21 protein-coding genes and 1 other RNA gene are annotated in these 26,082 nt (G+C 36.1%); 3 read left to right on the forward strand and 19 right to left on the reverse strand.

The window, feature by feature from the left end:
• Positions 1-4: 4 nt before the first annotated feature.
• The 5 genes from rnpB to J0N78_RS14365 all read right to left on the reverse strand — a co-directional run bounded on the left by rnpB (position 5) and on the right by J0N78_RS14365 (position 2,441).
• Positions 5-395, reverse strand: an RNA gene (gene rnpB / locus J0N78_RS14345) — RNase P RNA component class B.
• A gap of 84 nt (positions 396-479) precedes the next feature.
• On the reverse strand, positions 480-869 hold the full coding sequence (locus J0N78_RS14350; protein WP_209123798.1) for a reverse transcriptase-like protein: 390 nt from the start codon (positions 867-869) through the stop codon (positions 480-482).
• A gap of 68 nt (positions 870-937) precedes the next feature.
• Complete coding sequence (gene gpsB / locus J0N78_RS14355) at positions 938-1,246, reverse strand: cell division regulator GpsB (RefSeq protein WP_209123799.1); 309 nt, start codon at positions 1,244-1,246, stop codon at positions 938-940.
• A gap of 100 nt (positions 1,247-1,346) precedes the next feature.
• A complete protein-coding gene (locus tag J0N78_RS14360) occupies positions 1,347-1,898 on the reverse strand; it encodes an SLOG family protein (RefSeq protein ID WP_307794943.1) in 552 nt (183 codons plus the stop codon).
• A 120-nt stretch (positions 1,899-2,018) separates the two neighbouring features.
• Entirely contained in the window at positions 2,019-2,441 is a 423-nt protein-coding gene (locus J0N78_RS14365; RefSeq protein ID WP_209123800.1) for a spore coat protein, read from the reverse strand.
• Between the two features lie 311 nt (positions 2,442-2,752).
• Between J0N78_RS14365 and J0N78_RS14370 the strand changes: the two genes are divergently transcribed.
• A complete protein-coding gene (locus J0N78_RS14370; protein WP_209123801.1) occupies positions 2,753-3,076 on the forward strand; it encodes a 2Fe-2S iron-sulfur cluster-binding protein in 324 nt (107 codons plus the stop codon).
• 64 nt (positions 3,077-3,140) lie between these two features.
• Here the strand turns inward: J0N78_RS14370 and J0N78_RS14375 are convergent, their stop codons facing one another.
• The 3 genes from J0N78_RS14375 to J0N78_RS14385 all read right to left on the reverse strand — a co-directional run bounded on the left by J0N78_RS14375 (position 3,141) and on the right by J0N78_RS14385 (position 9,032).
• The gene (locus J0N78_RS14375; protein WP_209123802.1) at positions 3,141-4,421 is read right to left on the reverse strand and encodes a ribonuclease H-like domain-containing protein; all 1,281 of its coding nucleotides are present in this window, start codon (positions 4,419-4,421) and stop codon (positions 3,141-3,143) included.
• Positions 4,411-6,702: a DEAD/DEAH box helicase gene (locus J0N78_RS14380; RefSeq protein WP_209123803.1), complete on the reverse strand. Its 2,292-nt coding sequence runs from the start codon at positions 6,700-6,702 to the stop codon at positions 4,411-4,413. The genes J0N78_RS14375 and J0N78_RS14380 overlap by 11 nt, the downstream gene beginning before the upstream one ends.
• 542 nt (positions 6,703-7,244) lie before the next feature.
• Positions 7,245-9,032, reverse strand: coding sequence for a putative bifunctional diguanylate cyclase/phosphodiesterase (locus J0N78_RS14385; protein WP_209123804.1), 1,788 nt, complete (start codon positions 9,030-9,032; stop codon positions 7,245-7,247).
• Positions 9,033-9,449: 417 nt separating this feature from the next.
• On the opposite strand from J0N78_RS14385, the gene J0N78_RS14390 reads away from it, so the two are divergent.
• Entirely contained in the window at positions 9,450-11,084 is a 1,635-nt protein-coding gene (locus J0N78_RS14390) for a LysM peptidoglycan-binding domain-containing protein (protein ID WP_209123805.1), read from the forward strand.
• 156 nt (positions 11,085-11,240) lie between these two features.
• Here the strand turns inward: J0N78_RS14390 and J0N78_RS14395 are convergent, their stop codons facing one another.
• The 3 genes from J0N78_RS14395 to J0N78_RS14405 form a co-directional block, all read right to left on the reverse strand.
• Positions 11,241-11,510, reverse strand: a complete 270-nt coding sequence (locus tag J0N78_RS14395; protein WP_307794944.1) for a hypothetical protein — start codon at positions 11,508-11,510, stop codon at positions 11,241-11,243.
• A gap of 394 nt (positions 11,511-11,904) precedes the next feature.
• The gene (locus J0N78_RS14400) at positions 11,905-13,104 is read right to left on the reverse strand and encodes a DUF418 domain-containing protein (RefSeq protein ID WP_209123806.1); all 1,200 of its coding nucleotides are present in this window, start codon (positions 13,102-13,104) and stop codon (positions 11,905-11,907) included.
• A 175-nt stretch (positions 13,105-13,279) separates the two neighbouring features.
• Complete coding sequence (locus tag J0N78_RS14405) at positions 13,280-14,746, reverse strand: MFS transporter (protein WP_209123807.1); 1,467 nt, start codon at positions 14,744-14,746, stop codon at positions 13,280-13,282.
• Positions 14,747-15,227: 481 nt separating this feature from the next.
• Between J0N78_RS14405 and J0N78_RS14410 the strand changes: the two genes are divergently transcribed.
• Positions 15,228-16,400 carry an ROK family transcriptional regulator gene (locus J0N78_RS14410; protein WP_209123808.1) on the forward strand — a complete coding sequence of 391 codons (1,173 nt, stop codon included), beginning with the start codon at positions 15,228-15,230 and terminating at the stop codon, positions 16,398-16,400.
• 267 nt (positions 16,401-16,667) lie between these two features.
• Here J0N78_RS14410 and J0N78_RS14415 read toward each other — a convergent pair whose 3' ends face one another.
• The 8 genes from J0N78_RS14415 to J0N78_RS14450 all read right to left on the reverse strand — a co-directional run bounded on the left by J0N78_RS14415 (position 16,668) and on the right by J0N78_RS14450 (position 25,998).
• Positions 16,668-17,528 (reverse strand): sugar phosphate isomerase/epimerase family protein, encoded by an 861-nt coding sequence (locus J0N78_RS14415; protein ID WP_209123809.1) that lies wholly within the window; start codon positions 17,526-17,528, stop codon positions 16,668-16,670.
• A gap of 4 nt (positions 17,529-17,532) precedes the next feature.
• Positions 17,533-18,534, reverse strand: a complete 1,002-nt coding sequence (locus J0N78_RS14420) for a Gfo/Idh/MocA family protein (RefSeq protein WP_209123810.1) — start codon at positions 18,532-18,534, stop codon at positions 17,533-17,535.
• A gap of 174 nt (positions 18,535-18,708) precedes the next feature.
• Entirely contained in the window at positions 18,709-19,863 is a 1,155-nt protein-coding gene (locus J0N78_RS14425; protein ID WP_209123811.1) for a Gfo/Idh/MocA family protein, read from the reverse strand.
• Positions 19,864-19,866: 3 nt separating this feature from the next.
• Positions 19,867-20,754: a sugar phosphate isomerase/epimerase family protein gene (locus J0N78_RS14430; protein WP_209123812.1), complete on the reverse strand. Its 888-nt coding sequence runs from the start codon at positions 20,752-20,754 to the stop codon at positions 19,867-19,869.
• Between the two features lie 55 nt (positions 20,755-20,809).
• Positions 20,810-21,031, reverse strand: coding sequence for a helix-turn-helix domain-containing protein (locus tag J0N78_RS14435; protein WP_209123813.1), 222 nt, complete (start codon positions 21,029-21,031; stop codon positions 20,810-20,812).
• Between the two features lie 7 nt (positions 21,032-21,038).
• Positions 21,039-21,647, reverse strand: coding sequence for an AraC family ligand binding domain-containing protein (locus J0N78_RS14440; RefSeq protein WP_209123814.1), 609 nt, complete (start codon positions 21,645-21,647; stop codon positions 21,039-21,041).
• Positions 21,648-21,918: 271 nt separating this feature from the next.
• The gene (locus J0N78_RS14445; RefSeq protein ID WP_209123815.1) at positions 21,919-23,385 is read right to left on the reverse strand and encodes an MFS transporter; all 1,467 of its coding nucleotides are present in this window, start codon (positions 23,383-23,385) and stop codon (positions 21,919-21,921) included.
• Between the two features lie 294 nt (positions 23,386-23,679).
• A complete protein-coding gene (locus tag J0N78_RS14450) occupies positions 23,680-25,998 on the reverse strand; it encodes a glycoside hydrolase family 2 protein (protein ID WP_209123816.1) in 2,319 nt (772 codons plus the stop codon).
• Positions 25,999-26,082 lie beyond the last annotated feature (84 nt).

The following is a 26,082-nucleotide window of genomic DNA, read 5'->3' on the forward strand; positions in this document are numbered from 1 at the left end:
AGCGTTCGATAAGCCATGTTTTGTCCCGTTGTACTGCAGACGGTGATGAACCTCGTACTCAGGGGGTAATCATCTATCTACAGGTGAAGTCTCACCTGTCCCTCTCTCCGTTGAATTCCTTCAAGAGGGTGCCCCTACCATTGTTTGGGTTTCTCGCTCGAGGGGTTTACCCGTTCCACTCCACTTGTTTCCAAGCGGACTACGTCACTGTGGCACTTTCAGAAGCATCACACCATATCCATAAGGACGTAGGTGCTTACCTCGCCGTTAGCCCAGTCAAGACCAGACTACCCTAGCTTATGACTTCGCTAGGCACGAACACTACGACCATCTCAGGTCGTGCGAGCATGGACTTTCCTCTATATCATCAAGTGATATAGCAATTACCTGAACGCTAAAAGCTGTTCTGTCTTAACGACAAGTATTATTATAGTACGAGACACACTCTAAGGTCAACTGGTACTACTTTGAAAATGATGCTAATTTTTCCTTACTGCTTGTCTAGACAGTTCATCGGCATTTTTATTTTTGTTACTCGGAATCCATTTCATAAAGAATAAATCGAATTCATCAATGTACGATAATGCTTCATCTAACAACTTTTGATATTTTTCTTTTTTGACATAACGCTTTTCGACTGCTTGATCAATCAGTTGCGAATCCGTTCGAAATGAAACGGCCGTCAGCCCTTTACTTTTACAGAGTTCTAGTGCTTTTATAAGAGCCATATATTCTGCTTCATGATTTGTTAATTCACCAAGTGGAATAGCATAGCGATCTTCATTGCCATCTTTATAGTTAATATAAACTCCCGCACCAGAAGGACCCGGATTTCCAGCACTTGCACCATCAATATATACTTCGATCAATAAAGTCTCTCCTTTATTTCATCGTAGTTATTTAATTTTATCTATATTTTCGTACATTCTACAATCAATTATTCGTATAGTTTTCTACCAAATACTTCTTTTTCCAAGTTTGATAGACGTTGTAGAATATCATAGTTAGTACTACCAACAGGTGATGTCGTTGTAGGAACTTTCTGTTTTTGTTCAGATGCTCTTTTTACTTCACGACGTAGTTGTTGATTTTCTTGCTCTAATCGTTCAACGGTTTCATGAAACTTTTCATAATCTTGGATAATCGCATCTAGAAATTTATCGACGTCATCTTGATTATATCCTTTAAGACTTGTTTTAAATTCTTTCTCTAAAATATCTTTTGCTGTAAAACGAATTTGACTCATATTAAAATCCACCCCAGTTCTAAACTGTAGACTACTACTTTTACTATTTTTTCAGAATTAAGAACAATTGTCAATTTGTTCTTTTCGACTTTCTTCTTTTTCAATACTCTTCCAGTTCTTCTTGAACCGTCGAATTGATGTCATCGGGGGTTATGTAAAAAATAGGATATCCCTCTCGGTCAAACCGTTTCAATGCAGGTTCTAAGTAATAATTTGGTGAACCTTCCTTCCACTCATCATATAAAATGACGAGTCCATCACTTTTTTCAATCAAATATTGATTTTTCACTCGTAACTGAGCTGGACTCTCGTACTCTCGTTTGGAAATACTATCAACAAAATCAGCAAGTCCTAAAACATGACGATAGTACTCTTGATTTGTATCACTCCAATTTTTTTCTTGCTGTAAAAAAGGTGTCATTACTGCCAGCTTCAATTGAGGATATTCTTGCTTTAATTCAGCAACGACTTCACCTGTCCAAAGTTCAACACCTAGTTGTCCACTAATAAGAACCCATTCTAATCCTTCATCAATAAGATTTCGCAGCTTTTTTTCAATCGTCTTTTTTATGTAATGTATCCCTTTATGTTTCTGATCAAAAATTCCTAACTCCTGCGCTTTGTAACCAGAAACGACACAAACTTTTACCACATATATTCTCCTAACATTTCCAGTTTCATTTCACCATGACCCTTTGCTTCATAACATATCCTAATACAAGTTATGTTATTTGAAAAGGAGAGTATAGTTACTCTCCTTTATTAGTCCCTATTATCTACCACAAGATTTTTTGTGATGAGGGTTACCCATTGGCCCCATTCCATACGGTGACGTTTGGTTTGGTCCCATTCCCGGTCCCATTCCTGCTGGAGATACTTGGTTGTTTGGACCCATTCCCGTAGGCGCCATTTGATTGTTTGGTGGCATTCCTGGTGCCATTCCTGGCGCCATTTGGCTTGGCATCATTCCAGGTCCCATTCCAGCTGGCGCAACAAAGTGCTGATGCGTAATTTGTTGTTGCTGTGAAGCTGTATGAGGGAAGCTGTGAATATACTTGTAGTTATGATGAGTAACATTCGTTGTGTGACTCGGATGAATTTCAGGTACAATATATTCGCAACATTGATGAGTAACATTGCATTTTGTCGGGTGAACAACAGCAGGCATTACTTTTGTGCAAGGTCTATTCCACATGTTAATTTTCCTCCTTTATTGTTATTCAATATTAACCTATGTAAAAACCATGAGAGATGTACTAGTTGTTTGACCTATTTTCCTATATAAATTACGAGTTTGCCTAGGTTTTACTACATTTGCTTGTCCAAACTTTTGTAATAACAGTACTATTTCAGGCACTATAACAATTCAGAAAATTTCGTCAAAATCATACAATCCCGACGCCAAAATTGACGAAACACCTCTAATTATGCGCTTCCTCGGGAAATACGAATGTTTTGTATCTTGGAAATATGGGTAATATAATAAATGGAAAAGGAGGAATTATCATGGCAAAATTAACAGTACCTGGACATGGTACATTTGATGTAACCGAAGGAACAAAGCTAGTATTAGCTTTAGAGGACAATGGGATTGATATTCTGCATCGTTGTGGTGGAAAAGCAAAGTGCACGACCTGTCGTGTCGAAGTGGTCGATGGAGAGTTTGGAGAGTTAACAGACATTGAAAAAACCGCCTTTTCAGCTAAAGGCATCAAAGATAATTACCGTTTATCCTGTCAAGTATTTGTTAAAGGTGACACTACAGTAAAGCCGATGATGACTGTAAGTGATTCAGGACTAGACGCTGGGCCAAGACCAGACGAAGATTAAAGGGGGAGCGTCTGACTCCATGGAGGTGCCAAGCATCTTTATAAAATATGGTGCAAAGGGATACTTAAGAGTCAGACGCTTTTATTATTTTCTGTTCTAGTCGCTCTATTCGTTTAACAAGCTCTGCTGTTTGTTTTGTTTTTGATTTCCCAGTTAACTTCGCCGTTTCCTTTATCCAGGTCAACCCATTCACTGCATAGTCCAAAGCTTTTTCATAATCTTTGACATGATGTTCATATAACTTGGAAAGCTCCGTAGCCATTTCACTTGAAGGTAATGAGCGAAAACTTAAAGCCTTTTCTAAAAGCGAAATCGCCTCAGCTGATCGGTCGGCTTGTTTATATAATTTCGTCAGCAGTAAAAAGCCATCTTCCGACACGTTAGCGGCGTCTTCCTTTACTAATTGCTCGAGGCAAACAAGCGCCCGTTCTTTTTCTCCTACAAGTTCAAGCCATTTTCCAATTTGGAACTTCTCATTAGTCGTCAGTGCTTTGTTTTCATACTCTAATAAACATCTAGATATATGTACATATAGCGAGATAAGTGACAAAACATCCCACTCATTATGCGTTAATATACCTTTGATATACCCTGGATCAGGTTCATGTAAAAAATCAAAGTATAACATTGGGGCCATATAACCTGGTGTATCTTCACCACGTTCAAACTTTAATATTTCACCTTCAATAACTGATAATTTACAAGAAGGTAACGCTTCCTTCCACAGCCTCCTAGCCCCGTGTAGCAAATCAAAATGGCCAAAGGCTGGTAGTTTCGGAACTTCATTTCTTACAAACGTATGCCTCGTTTTTACTTGCGGCCAGTCAAACGCCTTGCCATTATAAGTCACGAGATTACTTAAGTTTTTCACATCGTTTAAAAAGTGGTAATAAAGGGCAACCTCATGTTCAGGACCAGGCAGAAAGTATTGCCTTACTTTTACCCCATCTCGACTTACTTGACTATATCCAAGTAAGAAAATCGTACTTCCTGCGCCACTCGATAAACCGGTTGTTTCTGTATCAAAAAACAGTAAGTCTTCAGGTGAGCGACCAGCGGCTGACAACGGGTGTTTAAGGCTCGTTTCTTGCCACCGCTCAATAATATCGACCACTTCTGCAAAGGAATACTTTCCGTGCCAGGTGCTTAGATCATAATATTGTTCACGCAGAATCGTATATTGTTCCTCGAAGTGAAGAGCCTTTGCATTAAGGTTTTTCCATTTATCATAAAAGGGTATTTCACTTGATATCACTTTGCTAGCAGGTGCTATTACCTGTTCCTCTTGCTTTGTTTCAATTGACAAATGTTGTTTCATTCGTGATAGCTTACCTTTAATGGACATGTCGATCATCCTTTACTAATTTAGTGATTAGTCGACTTACTAAACTTTTACCTTTTTCACCTGTTTCATTTGCAGTTCCTACACAGGATGGACAGCCACTTTCACAAGGGCAGTTGCTGACCATTTTCATAACTTCCTTTAAGACGTCTTGAAAGTTCTTGTATATTTGTTCACTTAGACCTACCCCACCTGGATAGCGGTCATAAAAATAAATCGTCGGTTCTTCTGAGTGAACAGCTTTGATTTGTGGGATGACATGTAAATCATTCCGATCACACATGACAAACACTGGCGCAACATGTTGGAATAAATGAGCAATTCCAGTCAATGCTTGTTCGAGTGGTTCTTTTCCAAATTCATCAAGCACTTCTTTTGAAAAACTCATCCACATCGCACTCGTATGAAGTTCTGCTTCAGGTAAATGAATTGGCCCTGAACCGATGTTTTCAAAGGTTGATAGTTTAATCTTTTTAAAAATGGTTGCTTTTGCATTAACCATCACGTCACCATATGATAATTTCGCTTTTTTCATTGGTTTTTGTAGATCTTCTTCGAGTACTTTTAATTCAACAGCTAGATTAGCATCCGTAAAATACTCGACCTCAACTTCCCGAACCCATGCTTTTTTCTCATCCCAATCCAGTAGTTCCACTTGATATTGTACACCTTGATGAAGGTAGATCGCTTCGTCATGAAGTAAGGTCATCGCACTAAATGTATCCATTTCGCCAATTACTTTTACATTTCCCATATTCGTTTGGTCAATGATAACAACATTTTCTTGCGAAGCCGAACGTAAGCTAATCCCATGTGCAGGGAAACCATCGTTCATCCAGTACCACTTTGAGCCTTTATGGTGAAGAACTTGCTCTTCAGCTAAAAATTCTAACACTTCTTCAATCTCTTCACCGTCAAAGGTTTCCCCTTGTTTAAAAGGAAGTTCATAGGCTGCACACTTTAAATGATCCACTAAAATAATTAAATTGTTCGGATTGATCCGAGCTGATTCAGGGTTACGTTCGAAAAAGTACTCCGGGTGTTGAATCACGTACTGATCCATCGGCGTTGAACTAGCCACCATAATAATGAGCGACTCCTCCTGCCTGCGTCCCGCCCTCCCCGCTTGCTGCCATGAACTTGCCACCGAACCAGGATACCCTGTCATAATGCATACTTGAAGCTGACCAATATCAACTCCTAACTCTAGCGCATTCGTACTAACGACGCCAATAATATCTCCTTTTCTTAAGCCTTGTTCAATTTCACGTCGCTGTTTCGGTAAATAGCCCCCACGATACCCTCGGATTGAAGCGGGACCGAGCTCCTTTTTTACAAGCTCTTGGAGATGACTTAAAATGACTTCCACACGAACCCGACTTCTTGCAAATACGATTGTTTGAATTTTTTCTTTTAAAAATGTCTTCGCTAGTTTATTCACATCAACTGTGGCACTCCTGCGAATGTTTAATGGCTCATTGACTATGGGAGGATTGTAAAAAAGAAAATGCTTTCTTCCTCGCGGAGCACCATTTTTATCTATTAACTCCATCTTCTTTCCTGTTAATTTCTCTGCTAATTCTTTCGGATTCGCGATCGTCGCAGACGTACATATAAACATTGGATCACTGCCGTAAAAATTAGCGATCCGCTTTAAACGCCGAATGACATTGGCCACATGACTACCGAAGACCCCTCGATAAGTATGTAGTTCATCGATAATGATATATTTTAAATTCTCAAAGAATGCAACCCATTTCGTATGATGAGGTAAAATAGCAGAGTGTAACATATCTGGATTCGTAATAACGATATGCCCCGCTTTCCGCACCGCTTGGCGAATATTTGGAGCTGTATCACCGTCATACGTATAACATTTCACATTCACGCCAATATCTTCAATGAGTTCATTCACTTCACTTTTTTGATCTTGAGCAAGCGCCTTTGTAGGAAAAAGATACAATGCCCTACTTTCCTCATTTTCTAGAATTTGCTGTAAAACGGGTAAGTGATAACAAAGACTTTTTCCAGAAGCTGTCGGCGTAACGGCAACAAAACTTTTCTTAGCAACAGCCGCTGAAAACGCTTGGCCTTGATGACTATATAACGATTTGATTCCACGATTAGATAAGGCACTTTTAATGCGATCATCTAATTGGTTGGGAAATGGAACGTACGATCCCTCCTCTGGAGCAATTTCATGCCAATATGTAATATTTTTCGATAGTTCTTCATCCGTTCTTAAAAGATCTAAAACGTCTCCTAAAGATTTTTTCCCGAACATCTCATTCACCTCTATCCTTATTGTAGCGAATGTGTGTTTGTTTATAAAGAGAAAAGTAGCAGGGAAATATTATCTATTTCTATCAGTAAATTCCTATACGATTCGGGCCACCACTCAGCAACAATTCTACCGTCCCTTCATTTACTTTTTTAACCTCTCCTCTAATATTTGGTGGTCTACCAGCTGGTGGGGTTACGGCTGTTAATAATTCAATACGGTTGAAAACCCTTATTTATTAGTTGTTAAATATAATGAAAATACAATAGAAAATCCACTAGAACATATCATTTCAAGAAATGTAAAAAAGCATTCCCTTAAATCAAAGTCGGTTATGCCAGGGAATGAATATGAAGTTACCTATGAAATACGCGTTAAAGAAACAGACATGAGCTTTATTAATCATATTTCAAACTTAGAGGGTGTAAAGTCAGCAATTATGTTAAGTTACGACGGGAACTTTACAGCGTAATCTCCTAACTACAACAGATTGCATTAGCAAAAAAAGCAGATGAATTCATAACCAATTCATCTGCTTTTTGTCGTTAAGAAAGATCATAATTTTTTGTATGTTCATTCTTAATACTACCTTCTTTTAGATTCACGATAACGTTTGTCATTTCTTCTGCAGAAACTGGTTTACTAAAAAAATAGCCTTGACCATAATGACAGTTATTTTGTTTTAAAAATGAAAATTGCTGTTCGGTTTCTATTCCTTCAGCAATTACTTTGAAGTTCAAATTATTCCCCATATCGATGATCGTCTTTACTATCGCTCTACCACTCGAATAATCCGTGATATCATCAACAAATGACTTATCAATTTTTAGCTTATCAATTGGTAAATGTCTTATATAACTTAACGAAGAGTACCCTGTTCCAAAGTCATCCAACGATATATGAATTCCCAGTGATTTTAATTTATCCAAAATTGAAGCTGCTTCCTCTATATTTTGTACAACACTTTCCGTGATTTCTAATTCTAGATATGCTGGGTCTAGTTCAGTTTTTTCTAAAACATATTTCACAGTTTCAATGAAGCTGCTTTGCTGAAGCTGGCGTACGGAAACATTTACTGCTATTCGTATAGGTAGACACCCTTCTTCTTGCCATCTTTTATTCTGTTTACAAGCAGTTTCAAGCACCCATTCACCAATTGGAATTATAAGCCCTATTTTTTCTGCAACAGGTATAAATTCCATTGGTGGAATCATTTCATACTCTGAACTTTCCCACCGTATTAAAGCTTCTGCCCCTACTAATTTCCCAGTTTCTAAATCTACTTGAGGCTGATACAGAAGTTGAAATTCATCGTTCTCCAATGCTTTTCTCAAGCCCGTTTCGATCTTCATTAGTTGCTTATTTTTATCAGAAAGTGCAGAATCATAAAAGCAGTAATTATTCCCACCGTTCTCTTTAGCCATATACATTGCCATATCCGCATTTTTTATTAGTGCATCTACACTGTCACCATGATTCGGATAAATGCTAATACCAATACTCGGCGAAATAAAAAGTTGGTTCCCATTTAACATGAGCGGACTAGATAGTTCTCTCACAATCCCTTGTGCTATATTTGATACATCTTTATAAGTAGTATTTTGCCGTAAAATGATAAACTCATCACCACCATAGCGAGCAATAATATCATCATCAGGTAAACACCTTTTTAGCCTTTTGGATACCTCTTTTAACAAAGAATCTCCAATCGCGTGTCCAAGTGTATCGTTAATGATTTTAAATCGATCTAAATCTAAAAACATAACAGCCATTTTTTGGTTATTTCGTTTTGCTTGAGCCAACATTTTATTTATGTGTTTATTTAACAGATTTCGGTTCGCTAACCCCGTTATGGTATCATAATAAGCTAAATAATGTGCACTCGCTTCAGCTTTCTTTCGCTCGGAAATATCTCTGACAATAACTTGTACAGCTTCTTTTCCATGATAATTCGTTTTAAAAGCGATGATCTCTACAAAAACTGTTTGTCCATTAGGTAATAAAATTTTTTGCTCTACTAACTCTCTCTCTACTCTTTCTTGTACATTAATAATTCTTTTTTTCGTTTCTTCACGATCTTTTTGAGGAATAAAATCTAGAATGTGCTTTCCAATAATTCCATTTAAATCCCTTGCTCCAAGAAGACGAACTCCAGCATTATTTATATAAACAATTTTCCCCATAATATGTACGAGGATGGTTTCCGGAGATCTTTCCACCAACCTGCGATAACGCTCTTCACTTTCCTCAATCGACTTAATATTTTGCTTTAAAATTTGATAAAAAAAAGCACTTGTTACTAGAACAAAAGCCCATCCTTTTACAACAGGCATCCAATTAATTCCAAAAAAATCCCATGATCCCAACCAAACTTCATTCACCAAATCCGTGACAAGAATCCACAAAAAACTTACTAAAACATATAAAGTTGTAATACGTAGAGCGATAGTATGCTTCTTGTATATCTTTTTTTTCATTACTTTTTAGAACCTTTCATGCTTATGTAAGAATAATTGTTAATTTTGAAAGAAAGATACAAGTAAAATAAAATACCAAAATAAATTATTCTCCTTAGATTTTTTTATGTTGCTCATTTTAGAATCACCTCATTCAATAAAAAATTTAATAATATTAAAAATACTCCTTTTATGATCACTCCATTAATGATTTTGGTTTAGTTTGCCTACAATATAAAGAAATGTATTAACTAAAGATTAAAGAAAGTATGTACTTTTTTAGGGGTGAACAGCATGAACATTCAACGCTACGAATTGCACAAACTTAATAAGGACCAAGATGAGTACGCGTTAGTTATACATCTGGATGATCACTTGACCGAATTTGCTAATGAATTAGGAACAATACCTCGCTCGAAAGAAAATTTAAGGAGAACTGCCCTACAGTTAATTAAAGGCAAATATCTTGGAATTAAAGTTACTGTGGTAAAAGTGATGGTAGGCGGAATGCTCGTTAGCTCGCTTCCTCTTTTAACAAACACACAAACGGCGTCAGCTCAAACACCAACAACACAGTCCGCTCAAAATTCATTAATTTATTATCACGTCTCACAAGGTGATACACTTTGGATGATTTCTAGAACATTTAATACAACTGTAGATAACATTAAAAGAGGGAATAATTTAAAGTCAGATACGTTACAACCTAACCAAAGGTTAATTATTCCAAAAGCTATTCATACTGTAAAAACTGGAGATTATTTATCCGTCCTTGCTAAAGATTACATGACGGCGGTTTCAGCTATACGAGAAGCAAACAACTTAACAAGTGATAACGTCCGCTTAGGGCAAACCCTAATAATACCAGTAATCATCAGTGGGAAACCATCGACTGACACTGTACAACCTACACCACAACTAGCTCCTGATATGCAACCAACAGCACAGAACAGTCAATATACAGTAGTATCTGGAGACAGTTTATCTGTGATTGCAAAAAGGTTTTCAACAACGGTTGATGCTATACGAAATACAAACAATTTAACTTCAGATGTTATTCGTGTTGGTCAAACGTTAACGATACCATCCAACAATGAAACTTCTGCACCTAAAATACAAATCATCGATTCGGTCTACACAGTGGTCTCTGGTGACAGTTTATCTGTGATCGCTAAAAAATTCGGAACAACAGTAGATGCTCTTCGTACAGCAAATAATTTAAATACTGATGTCCTGCAAATTGGACAAAGGTTAGTCATTCCTACCGTAAATACAAATTTAACGACTCCGAAACAGACAGCTCCTGCTCAGGACGGATCAACAGAGCCTGTTACCGTTAGCTATATTGAACACACGATTCGTTCAGGAGATAATATATGGAACTTAAGTAATCAATACGGTGTTCCTTACAATGATCTGCTCAGACATAATAATATGACAACACAAAGTACACTACGAATTGGGCAAGTGATACAAATCCCTCAATATAATGTCCCCGTTAGGCCTGTTGTCTCTGCAAAGCATGGAGAAGTATTAGATTGGTGGACCGAAGCGAGATACGTTTTTTCTACAGGAAAAGTGGCAACGATTACCGACTTTCAAACAGGAAAGCAGTTTCAAGTTAAACATACAATGGGAGGAAATCATGCAGATAGTGAACCACTAATGGCAAGAGATGCCCAAATTATGAAGGAAATTTGGGGAGGGGGCTATTCGTGGACACCGCGTGCTATTATAGTAGAGGTAGATGGAAGAAAATTGGCAGCTGCTATGCATTCAATGCCTCATGGAGATCAAGTCATTCACGATAACAATTATAATGGACACTTCTGTATCCACTTCCTTAACAGTCAAAGACATAGTGATGGAAAAATTCAGGAGTCGATGCAAAGACAAATTGAGCTCGCTGCTGGAAGAGCCGTCAGGTAAAAGTTAGAATTATAAACTTATCTTGTCCTTCTCGCTTCCCCAACCATATTTTATGCCTATAGATGAAAAGGAGCTTTACAATATGGAAGCTCCTTTTTTTAACAATGACTGTTTTCGTAAATTTAGCTTTCAATCGTTACTATAAGCCTAACTCAGTTAATAAAGTGAACCTATATTACATGAAGGAAAAGCATGAATATCCTTTATATTATTAAAGCTATAATGGAACGTCGCAAATTGAGTCGCGTATAAATATTGCATTACAAATACCTCACCTGATTGTACACTACAAAGAACACCAGATACACCTTGGCCATTCTTTAATGAAATACCTACTGGTTGACCAATTAGCCCTATAGCCTTTTGCTCAATCCACGAAGGTGGATTTACAGATAATGGACCAGGATAGTTCATCTGTCTATACATACAAAAACGCCCTTTCAGAAAATGCTATTGTAAATATTTCAATGTAGTATATGCAGATGATATTAGATAGGTTATCGCCCTTTTTTTCTACAAAATAAAAAATAATTCAAAATATGATATTAAGTAAACTCGTTTTACAACTACCTGTTCCACCACTAATAACATTTATTGTATTTCGTTAAGGATAAAAATCAAATTTTTCATAATTCGCAGCATGGACTACCTATTTTCGCTAGTAGCATTAGCATCTGGGGTATACATTTATTTAGAGGCGGATCGACTTTTAGCTCGGCCTTTTCAAATGAAAAGAAGCCAGGACTATACTAATAAGTCCGGCTTTGTTTTGTTCTAAAAAACATCTTTTTATGTTAACAAGTTATTGGATATACTAGCACTACTTAGAATAAGTCCATCTTCTCCATAACGCTTCTAGTGGTCCTTGTGTATATTTTTTTAACCAATAGTGACTTATTATAATTTGAAAAATAATGATAATAAACGCAATCCCGATTCCAGTTCCAGCCCCTACCTTTCCAAACAACCCAAAACCAAATCCATAAAATAAACAGGCACAAATCAAAGACTGTGCAATATAATTCGTTAATGCCATTCTTCCAAAAGAAGCAATTGGAAGAAACCTCTCGACACGGTCATTCTTTTGTAAAGCTACGACAATCGAAGAGACATAAAATAACATTAGTAACGGCCCTGCGACCGTATTAACAGTATGAGCCAGAGCATAGGACAACCAATATGGTGTATTAAGACCTCCATAAAGTAAAAAACCAAAGAGAAATGTTAATAAGCCACCACTCCAAAAGGTATGGATTCGGACTTTTTTCCAGCTTGCTATTGAGCCGCTAATATTATGAAACATTCCTTTTTTACCAAGATAAAGACCGATGAGAAACAAGCCAAGTACGTTTGGTATCGCAAATACTAGATTGAATATCATATAAAGGACTTCATTAAATATACGAAATTCTAATACCTCAGTATACGTTCCTGTTGAAAAAACAACCATTGCCTGTTCAAATAGTTGTTGTTGTGTACCTTGAAATTCCGGATCTAATAGACTAATAGCTCCGTAACTGATTAGTAAAATCGACATCATTACCGCGGAACTAATTAATAAGACTATAGCCCAAATTAAAATGACTTTTGGGCTTCGTTGGATAAATAAAATAAGAAATAATCCTGCTATAGCATAAGTATGTAAAATATCACCAGACCATATAAATGTTAAGTGAAGAAGTCCAACAACTAGAAGAAATATAGATCGCCTTATAAAATATCGCTTCCCGTTTAATCCTTTTTCAGACAACCGTTCATAAAAGATATAAAAGCCTAATCCGAACAATAACGAAAACATTGGATAAAACTTTCCATTAATAAAAAAATTTAATAGAACTTCTGCTATTTGATTGAGTGTTCCTTCAAATAATAAATTCCCTTGCAAAACAAAAGAAGATTCTTGGAAAACCGGTGTCTTAAACGCAACCATATTGGCAAGTAAAATAGCCATTAATGCAATACCACGGATAATATCAACCGTTACTATTCTTTCCTTAGTAGTTGTAGGATTAGCTTTCATACTTAACTCCCTTTAACTTAAAATTATCAATCCCTACTTTTATTTAAAAACTTTCTCTCGAGATGCTAACATTTTTATAATTAGAAAAAAGGTATAATTTCACATATACATATAATGTGGAATTATACCATAATTTAGATAACACTGTAAGCCTTCCTTCTACTTATCTAATTCATTACACAGCTTCTTTTTTTGAAGCTTCTTTTACTTCTGCAATGGCAGTTTGAATTTCTTCCATTTTCCGATCATCAAGCGGATAGAATTTCATGGCAATTAGTGAACAAATATAACCGAACATTGGAATACCGAACATTAAAAACAAAGTCATAAGGAGTAATGCAGGCGTTAATGCTTCACCTACTTCTGGGAATGCATCCTGGTATCCGATAAGAGCTACGGCGAAACCAACAACTGCTGGTGCTAGTGATGATATAAACTTATCAACAAACGAGAAAATGGTAGAAATCATCCCTGGAACATAACGACTCGTTCTATACGTTTCATAGTCAGATACATCGGCAATCATCGGAATAACCATGTTTCCAGTTAAACTTTGAAACCCCTGTGCTAAACTGAACAATACTAAAAATACAATCGTCACTAATCCCATATTGTTTAAGGAAATAGTTGTAGAGTCAATCATTAGTAAGAAAACCGCAGTTACAGCAAATAAGATAAAAGCGATCCAAGTACCCATAACAAAGGCACGCTTCATACCGACTTTTCGTGCTTTACCGATCCCTAATAATGTAATTAGAAGTATTGGAGCTAACGTAATTAATCCAACGGTACCACTTAATGCATAATCCCCTAGTAGAATTCCGAAGAACATAACACCAACAGCAGCTTGTCTGGGTAGTAACATCGCTAATTTATCTGTAGAAGCAGCCACTATTAACATTTGCAAAGCACAGTTTCCTTTTAAAACTGGCCAGTAATCACGGAAACTCGTTTTAACATTTTGCTCTGCCAACCCGTAAAACTCTTTTCGGTCTTTTCCTTTGATAGCGATTACAGCTAAAACTGTACCAATAGCACTAAGAGCGATTGCATAATATTTTAATTCTGTAAATAGTCCTAAAGAAAAGCCACCATGCTTTGAAACAAGATACATAGCAATAAACATTTGCCCACCGGTAAACAAAATCGCATTATACGTTGCATCAAAAATGGAAAAAAGTGGACGCTGTTTCGGATCGTTAGTTAAAACCGTTTGTGCAGCTCTCGTACAAGCTGCTTGGAATGTATATCCAATAATATAAATAGCATGAATAACTATAAAAAAGAGAAATTGGAGTGAATCGGGCATCAAGTGTGTAAATGTAAACGTAACAAAAGTAGTTACAGCTAAAATTATATTACCTAAAAGCATTAAAGGAGCAAATTTACCGAATTTTGATTCCGTTTTATCGATGATAAACCCAATTATAGGGTCGGTAATCCCATCAAAAAAACGCATTAATGTTAAGATCGTACTAACGACTACAACTGTTAATCCAGCAACCCCTGTCGCATAATAAGACACAAAAAACATAACAAACATATAAATATTTGTTGCTGTATTGTTTAAGGCAAAACAACCAATTTGCCATAATTTCGCTATGTGGTACTTCTCTCCTTTGTCTACTGTAACTGTTGCCATCAGTATTCCCCCTCAACATTATAATAACATAATAAACCGCTTTCATCGCTGTAACTATTCTCCAAACACCTCTAATTATTTGTTTGTTAAACAAACTAAATGTACGACTTAAATGATAAGTGAAAACGCTTTAAATAACAAGGTTTTTTTTAAACTTTAGGCTCTTTTCTCAAAGATTGTTGCTTTTAGCTTTTGGACCGTAAGCCAAGCGGATGCTTGGCTCTTCACGCATAGCGTGAAGGTTTTCAAAAAACGGTCCAAAAGCAACAAAGTTTACGAAAATAGCCAAACTTTATGAAAAAAATACTATTAATTAAGTGGGTCTCGAATTCGTAACATTTAACCTGTAGCACCTACTTACAAGGGAAATTATTCCTTCATCATGGAATATTACTAAACTTATTAAAGTTCTTTCGCCAAAATTTGTTATAATACAACTATAGATACCTATTACAATTAAAAAGATTTGGGAGGATTTGCTGTGGTTACAGGGGATGGTTCTTACATTAAAAAAATAAATCGTAGTATTATTTTAGAGAAAATAATTGAGCATAGATTCATTTCAAGAGCTGATCTATCAAAAATTACAGGATTAAATAAAGCAACCATATCTGTTCAGGTTGCTGATTTATTAGAAGAAGAATTAATCCGTGAAACTCAACAAGAGCATAATGCAGTTGGCAGACGTCCAATTATGATCTCTATTAATAGTGAAGTCGGCTATGTTCTTGGGGTAGACCTTGATTATAAAAACATCCATTATACGGTTTCTAATCTTCAAGGTATTCCTGTTTATAACCAAATAGTATCACTTAAGACAGATCAATATGACGAAATAGTGGCTTTACTAATTAAAGATATAAAAAAATTCCAAAAGAAATTTGCAGACAGCCGTTATGGATTAGTCAGCTGTACGATCGGAATCCACGGAACGGTTAATAAAAATGAAAATATTTATTTCGTTCCTAAATACCAATGGCATAACAAAGAGTTAAAAGCTGATCTCATGAAAAAATTAGACTTGGAAATTTCAATTGAAAATAATGCTAATTTATCGTCTTATGCTGAAAAAGTATACGAATACCATACGAGTGAGAACTTATTGAGTATTATTTTAACATCAGGTATTGGTGCTGGAATTATGATTGATGGTCAAATTCAAAAAGGCTTCCATGGGTATGCCGGTGAAATGGGCCATATGATCGTTTCCCAGGACGGAAAACCGTGTAAATGTGGAAACCATGGTTGCTGGGAGCTCTATGCCTCTGAGCCAGTTCTCTTTAAACAATTAGCGGAATCACTGGACAAGCCAGCTGTAACAATTGCAGATTTAAAAAGTTTAATTACAGAAGAGGATGAAAAAACGATCAACTTAATGGAAGAGTTCATTAAAAATATATCCATCGGATTAAATAATGTCATCAATTTTTATAACCCTGAAACACTCGTTCTAAATTCTGATGTCTTAAAAATTTATCCAAATGCCGTAAAAAAAATAGAGCGTCATTTGAAATCTTCAGTAAGTCAATATTGTGAAATCGTTTTATCGGAACTCGGGAATAAAGCCTGTGTAATGGGGGCTTGTGCTCTTGCCATTCAACGTTTTCTTGAAGTTCCAGAACTATTATTAACGCTACCTGAGAAATCTTTTTAAGATAAGTTCTATTTTTAGTAACGCAACCTATACATTGGTGAATTCATAGCTTATAGTTTTAAACCTTTTTAAAACAACGCAGATTAGAAAAACACGACTTATCACCAGTGATGGCGAAAATCGATGTCTTTTCTTATACTTTATTCCTCTAAAAAAGTTAAAATTTCTTAAAGTGAAAGTAAAGGCCGGGCAGCATTTGCCCGGTCTTTTCAATGTTTTGTATGCTTAAGCTTCTGTAGGTTTTTTTTGTGCTAAGTTATCAGCCTTTTAAAACCATTCTGCATATCCAAGCTTCCTTAAATTTTCAGCAGATGTTTCGAGACAGTCAAATGGGTCCCGCCCGTACACATCATCTTGCTCTACTAAGAAATACTGTGCCCCACTCTCAAGGCCAGCTTCAATAATGGCTTTCATATCCAAATTTCCATCACCAACTTCTGCAAACTCAATTGTATTTGTAAAAATACGCATGAATTTACCCATATCCTTAAAATCTACTTCACTTAAATCCATTGGTCCGATACGATAATCTTTTAAATGCAATAAAGAAATACGACCTGCATATTTTTTAATAAACTCTACTGGGTTCACACCCGCTCTTTGAATCCAGTGAACATCTAATTCAAAACCTAGTTTAGAAGTATTATTTTTCATCAAATCTAATAAGTATTCACCATCAAATTTTTGGAATTCAAGATGGTGGGTATGGTAATATAATTCAATTCCAAGGTCAGCTAATCTCTCCGCCATAACTTCAGCTTTACTAATAAACTCCATAATTTGATCTTTATCACCCATGATGTGTAATGGCATCATGCCCATACGCAAAAAGTTACAATCTAACACTTTGCAATCGCTTGCAATTTTTTCAAAATCCTTTGTTAACGTTTCCCCTGGTGCATCAGGTAACATTGGTTCTAATGGAGCAGATAGGGCAGCAATTTTAATATCAAAATCTTGACTAGCTCTTCTTAATTCTGCAACATTTTCCTCAGTCATCGGTATTTGTGAAACTTCGACTGCCTGGTAGCCAAGTTCCTTAATTTTTCTCATCGTTTCATAAACGCCTAACTCCTCAACCTTGCCTTTTAGCATCATCATTTGAACGCCAATTTTTCCTTTTTTCATTCGTTCATACCTCCATTTTTATCACTCTATTTTCTTCTGATGATTTTCGAATTGCATCAATCATCGCAATGGATGTGAATGCATCTTTTGCCCCGACATAATTTCCTGTATTGTTTTTGATACACGAGTAAAAGTGATGAATTAGCTTCGTATGGCTAGGGCCATAATAAAATTTGGTGCCAGGCATCCTCATGTCCTCAATAATTTCTTTTGTAATTCCGTCATTAGTCATCATCAGCTTATTGTCTTTGATAACTAGTTTTCCCTTTTCAAAAACGGCTTCGATTTCAACACTAGCATTCTCAGAATTCGCATTTGATGCAAAAAACAATCCCGTTGCACCATTTTTAAAAATAATTGAAGCAGTGGCTGTGTCCTCTACTTCAAACCCATAATCTAATAAGTTACAAATTGAGCCTTTAATAGCTTCAATTTCCCCACCAATTAATTGCATCAAATCTAATGTATGGAGAGCCTGATTGATCATCACTCCTCCACCAGCAAACTCCATTATTCCGCGCCATGGTTTGGAAACATAATAAGATTTCGGTCGAAACCAAGCTACTAATCCTTTGAGACCAATCAACTTGCCGAAGTTAACAGCAGCAACCATCTCTTGTAACTTTTCAAAAGACTCGTTATACCGATTTTGAAGGCACACACACAATTTAACTTTCTTGTTAGCTTCTTCAAGTTTTACAAGAGCAAGCCCTTCTGCAGTGTTTAATCCTAATGGTTTTTCTTGAAAAACATGAATTCCCTTATCAATACAAGCCTTGGTCACTGGGTAATGTAAGAAGTGTGGCAAACAATTATGGACACAATCTACTGTTTCTTTTTCTAGTAATTCAAGATAATTGCTGTAAAATTTAACACTTGGTACCGAATCCTTTAAAGTTTGATCTATGTCACATACAGCGACTAATTCAACATTTTGGGCATCTTGTATCGCCTGAATATGAACTTTTGAAACATCTCCAAGTCCAATTACTGCAACTCTTAACATCCCTCCACCTCCTTAAAAAATGAGGCTGCCTCATAAGTGTCCAGCCCCTTAAATTTCTAGATAAGTAAGGCTAACTGTTTTATTTTGAAACAGCCTCTAAAGATTTTTACTAGCTTAGTTTAATAATTTCAATATTTAATATAGCTTTTTATTAAAAAATACATTTGTTACCAATTATTGTTTAACTAAGCTTTTTTCTTCTTCAATCTTTTTATTAAGTTCAGCTACATATAAATCTTCATCAATTGGTAGCTCTACTTCTTTACCTAACCAGCTAGATAGGTGGATCGCATTAGCTAAAGCAACCCCATGGATACCGTCGCTGCCTGGAGCAATTAAAGGACTACCTTCTACAATATTAGCTGCAAAGTTTTCTAATACAGCGATATGCTGAGCCCCCCATACACTTTCAAACTCAAGGACTTCTTCACTGTATACATCTGAAAGGTCGCCACCCATGAAGATTTTCATAACATCTTGCATCGACATCGTCGTACTCATTTCAGCCTCTGGAGTCTTTAGTCGTTTGATCGTAATTTTCTTACTATCATCCACAACAATCTTTCCTTTGTCCCCATGTATTTCTAAACGATCTGTCCCAAGAACATCATGTGTTGCGGTAATAAATACACCTGTTGCACCGTTTCCATAATCAAGCATCGCTGTTACTTCATCTTCAACGGCAATATTTCTTTGATAACCGTACTTCACATTAGAATTGACCTTTTTCGGCATCCCGCAAATCCACTGAAGTAAATCGATTTGGTGTGGCGCTTGATTTACAAGGACACCACCGCCTTCGCCCCCCCACGTTGCTCGCCACTCACTTTGATCGTAATAACCTTGAGGTCTCCACCAAGTAGTAATGATCCAGTTTGTCCGACGAATTTTGCCAATCTCATCATGATCAATCAGCTCTTTTAACTTTTGATAAAGTGGATTCGATCTTTGATTAAAGAAAATAGCAAAGGTTAACTCTGGTTTTGTTTGTGCAAATTCATTTAACTCTTTTACTTGCTTTGTATAGACACCCGCTGGTTTTTCAACTAGTGCATGTATATCTCTTTTTAATGCTTCCATTCCCATCTCTGGATGAAGATAATGCGGTACAGTCGTCACAATTGCATCAACGGTACCACTTTCAAGCATGTCAATATAGTTATCATAAAAAGGTACGTCTGGATATTTTTCTTTGCTCAATTTCTTTTTCTCAGGGTCAATATCACAAATAGCCCCAATAACCATGTTTTTCACTTTTCCTTCCGAGATAAATCCAGCGTAAGTTCCACCTTGTGCACCTAATCCTATAATTCCTAATCTTACTGTCATTTTTTACTTCGCCTCACTTTCAATTTTTTTAAGTATTTCTAATAAAGCTTCATACTGTAGCTTATAACCGCCTTCACCATCTAATCCTTTGTTATCTTTAATTACTTCTTTGGCATCTTCAAGCTCTAAATCTTTTAAGGAGTCAAATAGAACTAAATGGGGCTCAAGTGTTAAGAAGCCTTTGTAGCCGCTTTCAATAAATTGGGATAGGATCTCAGGAATCTTCCCTTCACCTGTTCCGCATACAACGTTTTGACTATCTGTTGTAACAGCATCTTTAATATGAATGTAAACGATCTCCTCTTTGAGCAAATCGTAACAAGCCTGAGGGTCTTCCCCACATTGAACAAAGTTAGCGAAATCGAATATCCCTTTGAAATATGGAGAATCAACTTCTGAAAGGATCTCGTGACAACGTCTAGCAATATCCCCATAGATGTCCTTTTCATTTTCATGGACTAAAATCACATCATACTTCTTAGCAATTGCCGTATACTCCTTTAATTGACTGACCACTTGCTCCTTATAATGATCAGCATCTTCACCTTTTGGAATATAGAAGCTAAAAATACGGATATATTGACAATCTAAGAGATTAGCAATTTGACAAAGTGTTTCTAACACTTTCTTTTGTTTTACAAAACCTTCAGCATCGTTAATGAATACTTTTCCAATTGGCGATCCGATCGATGAAACATGGATCCCTGCTGTTTTTAGACGTGGCAACACATTTTCTTTAATTTCATTCACTGTAAAATCCCCAATATTTTTTCCATCGATTCCACGTAATGATATATAGTTCATCCCTAACTTTGAAACGACTCCTAACTGGGTATTAAAATCTGATGAGATTTCATCTGAAAATCCTGAAATCTTTAAATCTTGATTCATAAGCGACTATTCCTCCTTAATTGCGTTATATATTACTAAAACAACCCTTTTTCACTTACCTGAGACGGAAACGGCGATACTCTTTCGGAGTCATTCCTACTTGCTGCCTGAAAAAACGACTAAAGTGGGAAACGCTTTCAAATCCGCACTCATAAGCAATATCTTTTAACGGTTTATCTAGCTCGATTTCAAGCAAATATTTGACTTGTGTTAGTCGACACCCCATTACATACTCCATGACTGTAAAACCCGTCGTTTCTTTAAATACATGTGACACATAAGATTTACTTTAGTGCGTCTGCAATGGTATCTAAAGATAATTTCTCCATGTAGTTTGACTGGATATAGCCTGCTATATTTTCAGCATGCTTAGCTTTGTCGACTTTTTGCTCTGGGGTTATCGTAAATTCCTCTTGACCTAGTTGATGGAGAATAATCAATATTTGTAAAAATACTACCTTCATTTCAGTTTCTACTTTAGGATTGTTTATGTCCGAGTTGTTCTTCAATTCAGCTAAACGGCTAATGTGCTGTTCTAAACTTTTCGATGCAGTGTTTTCCTTCGTTCGTATCAAACAATGGTGCAATCTCTGAAAGGATTCAAGTAAATACATACCCCCTATTTCATGTAATACACCTTTAATCCAATGTGGTGAAAAATGAATGACACTACGGACATACTCACTACTTGAACGAACATTAGGTCGATGAAGCGTCATCCCATCCATTAAGATAATATCCCCTGGTACTAAATCATAAATTTGGTTATGAATCAAATAACGGCATGAACCTGCATGAAAAAAATAAATTTCATATTCCTGATGCGAATGGTAGTCAAATGATTGGTCTCCTCCACCATGCATTCGGTAATTAACTAAAATCGGTTCATTCATATAGGTCAGCCTCCAATGAAACTAGTTTAAGTATAATAATAATATCGTAACATTTCATTACCTCAAAATGCCTTTATTTGAGCCAGAATTGACTGAGAATGCTTTCGCAAAACATGACAAAACGCAGTATTTAACTTTTGTATGAAAGTGTACCTAACCTTTTTCAAGAGCCTATTTTAGTATCCTACTTACTTATAATGTGTATATTACTTTGCCCATAAGAAAAGCTTGCAAGGCTGAACACAATCAACCTGCAAGCTTTTTCCTGAAATTATACAACTTCTTTCTTTCCACCAGCTTTAATTTCTGCAATTGCCGTTTGGATTTCTTCCATTTTCTGATCATCAAGTGGATAAAATTTCATCGCAATTAATGAACAAATGTAACCAAACATTGGAATACCAAACTTTAGAACTAATGCCATAACAAGTAACGAAGTCGTTAACGTTTCTCCTACTTGAGGAAGTTCATCACGATAACCAATTAGTGCTACTGCAAAACCAACAAGAGCTGGTGCAAGTGATGAAATTAATTTATCAACAAAAGAGAAAATCGTTGCAATCATCCCAGGTACATAGCGACCTGTTTTATATGTTTCATAGTCTGAAGCATCTGCAATCATCGGAATAACCATATTTCCAGTTAACGCATTGAAGCCCATTGCTAGACAATAAAGGACTAAGAACATAATCGTTACAAATCCAAGGTTTGATAAAGAAATTTGCTGAGTATCAACCATTAACAAGTAAGCAGCAACGGCTCCAAATGTAATTAATGCTGCCCAAGTCCCCATTACAAACGAACGTTTCAAGCCAATTTTTCTTGCCTTACCGATACCAAAGAAAGTAATTAAGAGCATTGGAACGAGTGTAATTAACCCAATCGTACCACTTAATGCGTAATCTCCTAGCAAAATACCAAAGAACATAACCCCGACTGCACCTTGTCTTATCATTGAGTTAGCTAATTTATCAGTTGATGCTGCAATAATTAGCATTTGTAATGGACGATTTCCTTTAATTACTGGCCAATAATCACGGAAACTTGTTTTCACGTTTTTTTCTGCTAACCCATAGTATTCTTTACGGTCTTTGCCTTTAATGGCGATAACTGCCAATACAGTAAAAACTGCTGACACAATGATTGCATAATACTTTAATTCCGTAAATAAACCTAATGTAAACCCTTCATGCTTGGCTACGAGATACATAGCAATAAACATTTGCGCTCCCGTAAATAACAAACTGTTATACGTTGCATCAAAAATTCCAAACAGTGGTCGTTGTTTCGGGCTATTTGTTAGTACGGTTTGTGCTGCTCTTGTACAAGCCGTTTGAAACGTATATCCAATAATATGAATGAAATAAATACCTAAGAAGAAGACAAACTGAAAGGCATCTGGTAAGAGATGTGTAACTGTAAACATCACGTAAAGGGTTCCCGCTAAAATGATGTTTCCAAGAACCATTAACGGCGCAAACTTACCAAATTTCGATTCGGTCTTATCAATGACATAACCAATCAATGGATCTGTTATCCCGTCAAATATTCGCATGAAAGTTATAATTGTACTAACAACAACAACTGTTAGTCCAGCGACACCAGTTGCATAATAAGAAACAAAAAACATAACAAAGAAATAAATGTTTGTCGCTGTGTTGTTTAAAGCAAAACAACCAATTTGCCATAATTTCGCCGTGTGATACTTTTCTTCATTTCCTACTGTTACTGTTGACATAGTATTACCCCCTTAAAATTCCACTATAATAAAACGCTTTCAAAATTACCTTCTTATTAATTTGTTGGTTAAACAAATTAATCTATAAAACTAATATATATGAAAGCGCTTTAAATAACAAGTGTTTTTTTTTTTTTTTTAAATATTTTGAAAAATTACCATACATAAATATATAGCTTTAGAGAAACCTGATCGTCTCTTATGATTAAGAAAATTGTTATTTATCCTGCCTATTTGGTTACTAAATAATGGGTAACAAATCTAAAAAACGTTCATTAAACAGTAAGAGATCACTTAATTTTGATGTTGAGTCTTTTTAATTTTTGTTAATTCTTTGTTTAGTGAAAACATTAGTTTATCGTTAAAAAGATCTTCAGCCATTGATGCAATAAAATCTATTTGCATTCCTTGTGCCATACCATACATCGGATGTTCTGAAAAATTGCCTAAATACTTTTCAACTACAGCTTTTGCTTCTGGGTTTTCCATAAGCTCATTAAAGGTGTCACGAGTAGAATAAACATCATCGGTAATCTGAATTTCTTCAACCTCAACATCAGCTAAATCCTCAGGCATTTCAAACCAGTTCGCTACAATCCCACCTTTATCTTCCTCAGGAGCTTCATAGCTTGGGTTAGGTTCAGCGACTCTATTGAATCTAGCCACATCCTCAAATACTTCACCCTCTTGATTAGCAACAACTTTTATTTCATTGAGTGCCTTTTGTAATGGAATATTGTCAAAAATAAAGACACGTGACTCGCCCGTTTTTGTTTCAAATTTTTCGCCATTTGCATAAAGGCTTACTTCATTACAATTTGAATAAACCTTAACCGTAATTTGTTCATCTGCACGGTCAACAAAACGTTTGCTTGTAATATGAACAAATCTTTCATCCGACCAGTGAGCTTTATACATGTAAAAGGCATCTTTCTTAATCTTGCGGTCATAAGTGATTAAACCTTTGTTGTTTCTGCCTTTTACACCGCCCTCATCCCTGATGTTGGCACCGAAATCAAACATGTTCCACACATAGGTAGACCAAAGGAACGGGCGCTCAGAAAAGATTTCCCAAACTTTTTCATGATACAAAGTATGATAGGTTTCTGAGTAATCTTTTACTTTTGGGTCATTCGAATGGTATTGTAATATACCTTCTGCCCCGTATTCAGAAATCCCTAATTTTACATTAGGGTTTAACTTATGAAATCCATCCAGCCAGTCAGCAAAATCCTCTGCCTTCCCTTGATACCAACCGTAGTACTTATTGTAGCCCACGGTATCCGTAATAAAATTATATTCATCCTTATCAGGGACAAACATTACATTGGCCATTGTCGATAGTCTTGTCGGATCTTCTTTTTTGGTTAACTCATTTAATTCTTTGACAAGCTTTCTTAATTCTGGTCTTTCACCACTAATTTGAATTTCGTTTTGAATCCCCCAGAAAATAATTGATGGATGGTTAAAGTTTTGTCTAATTAATTCGATCATCTGCTGCTTTGCATTCAAGCCTTCTACCTCTGTCTTGGACATAACTGAAATAAATGGGATCTCCGCCCAGACAACCATTCCCTCTTGGTCGCATAGGTCATAAAAATATTGATCATGTTGATAGTGTGCTAAGCGAATGGAAGTGGCACCAACCTCTTTAATTAATGCCATATCTTCTTTGTGTTCTTTCTTCGTAATCGCCCAGCCCATATCTTTTCGGTCTTGGTGTCTTGAAACACCATTTAACCGAAGCGGCTCACCATTTAGGAAGAATCCTTTTTGTGCATCAACTTCAAAGTATCTTACCCCAAACGGTATTGAAAGCTCATCAACCGTATCATTAAAACTTACCATCGATACTTTCGCTTCATACATATATGGATTCCTTCTCCCATTCCATAATGTAGGATTTTCAATCACTGCTGGGATTTCAACTATTTTTGTTTCCCCTGCTGCTAATATTACTTCTTTTGTTGCGTATGCCACATTTTTACCTTCTGCATTCAAGATATCGGCCCATAACCTGACTTTCTTGTCTTCATCATTATCATTAACTAACCTTGACTTCACCGTTAAATTAGCTCGCTGATTAGAAACTTCACCTTGCACAATGTAAACACCTTGAGATCCATAATCCATTAAATCAAAATGAACAGGATTTACAATGACTAGGTTAACATCACGATAAATTCCACCGTAAAAAGTAAAGTCAGCCAATTGAGGATACACATCATCGACAACGGTATTGTCGACCTTAACAGCAATCGTATTTTTTTTTCCGAATTCAATTACATCTGTAATATCAAAGCGGAAAATCGAGTAACCGCCACGATGTTGACCCAAATATTCCCCATTTACATATACATCCGTTATACTGTTGGCCCCATTAAACTCAATAAATACTTTGTTTCCTTCATGAACTGTGTCTAAAAATATCTCTTTTCGGTACCAGCATTCACCTTTATAAAAGTCAAAGCCATTAGCACCGTCAATCGCGTTCCACGTATGTGGTACATTGACTATTTCCCAATTTTCATCATTGTAAATTTTATTAAAAGCTTTTTCTTTATCATCTTTTTCAAACTTCCAAGCATCATTTATATTGATTATTTTTCTCATTAGTTGAACCTCCTAATTTTCTATAAATTTATATATGAATTAATTTTAAGGGCATACATTACGATTCTAAATCTCTATCAGACG

This window comes from Alkalihalobacillus sp. BA299 (genome assembly GCF_017745675.1).
Classification (GTDB): domain Bacteria; phylum Bacillota; class Bacilli; order Bacillales; family Bacillaceae_F; genus Alkalihalobacterium.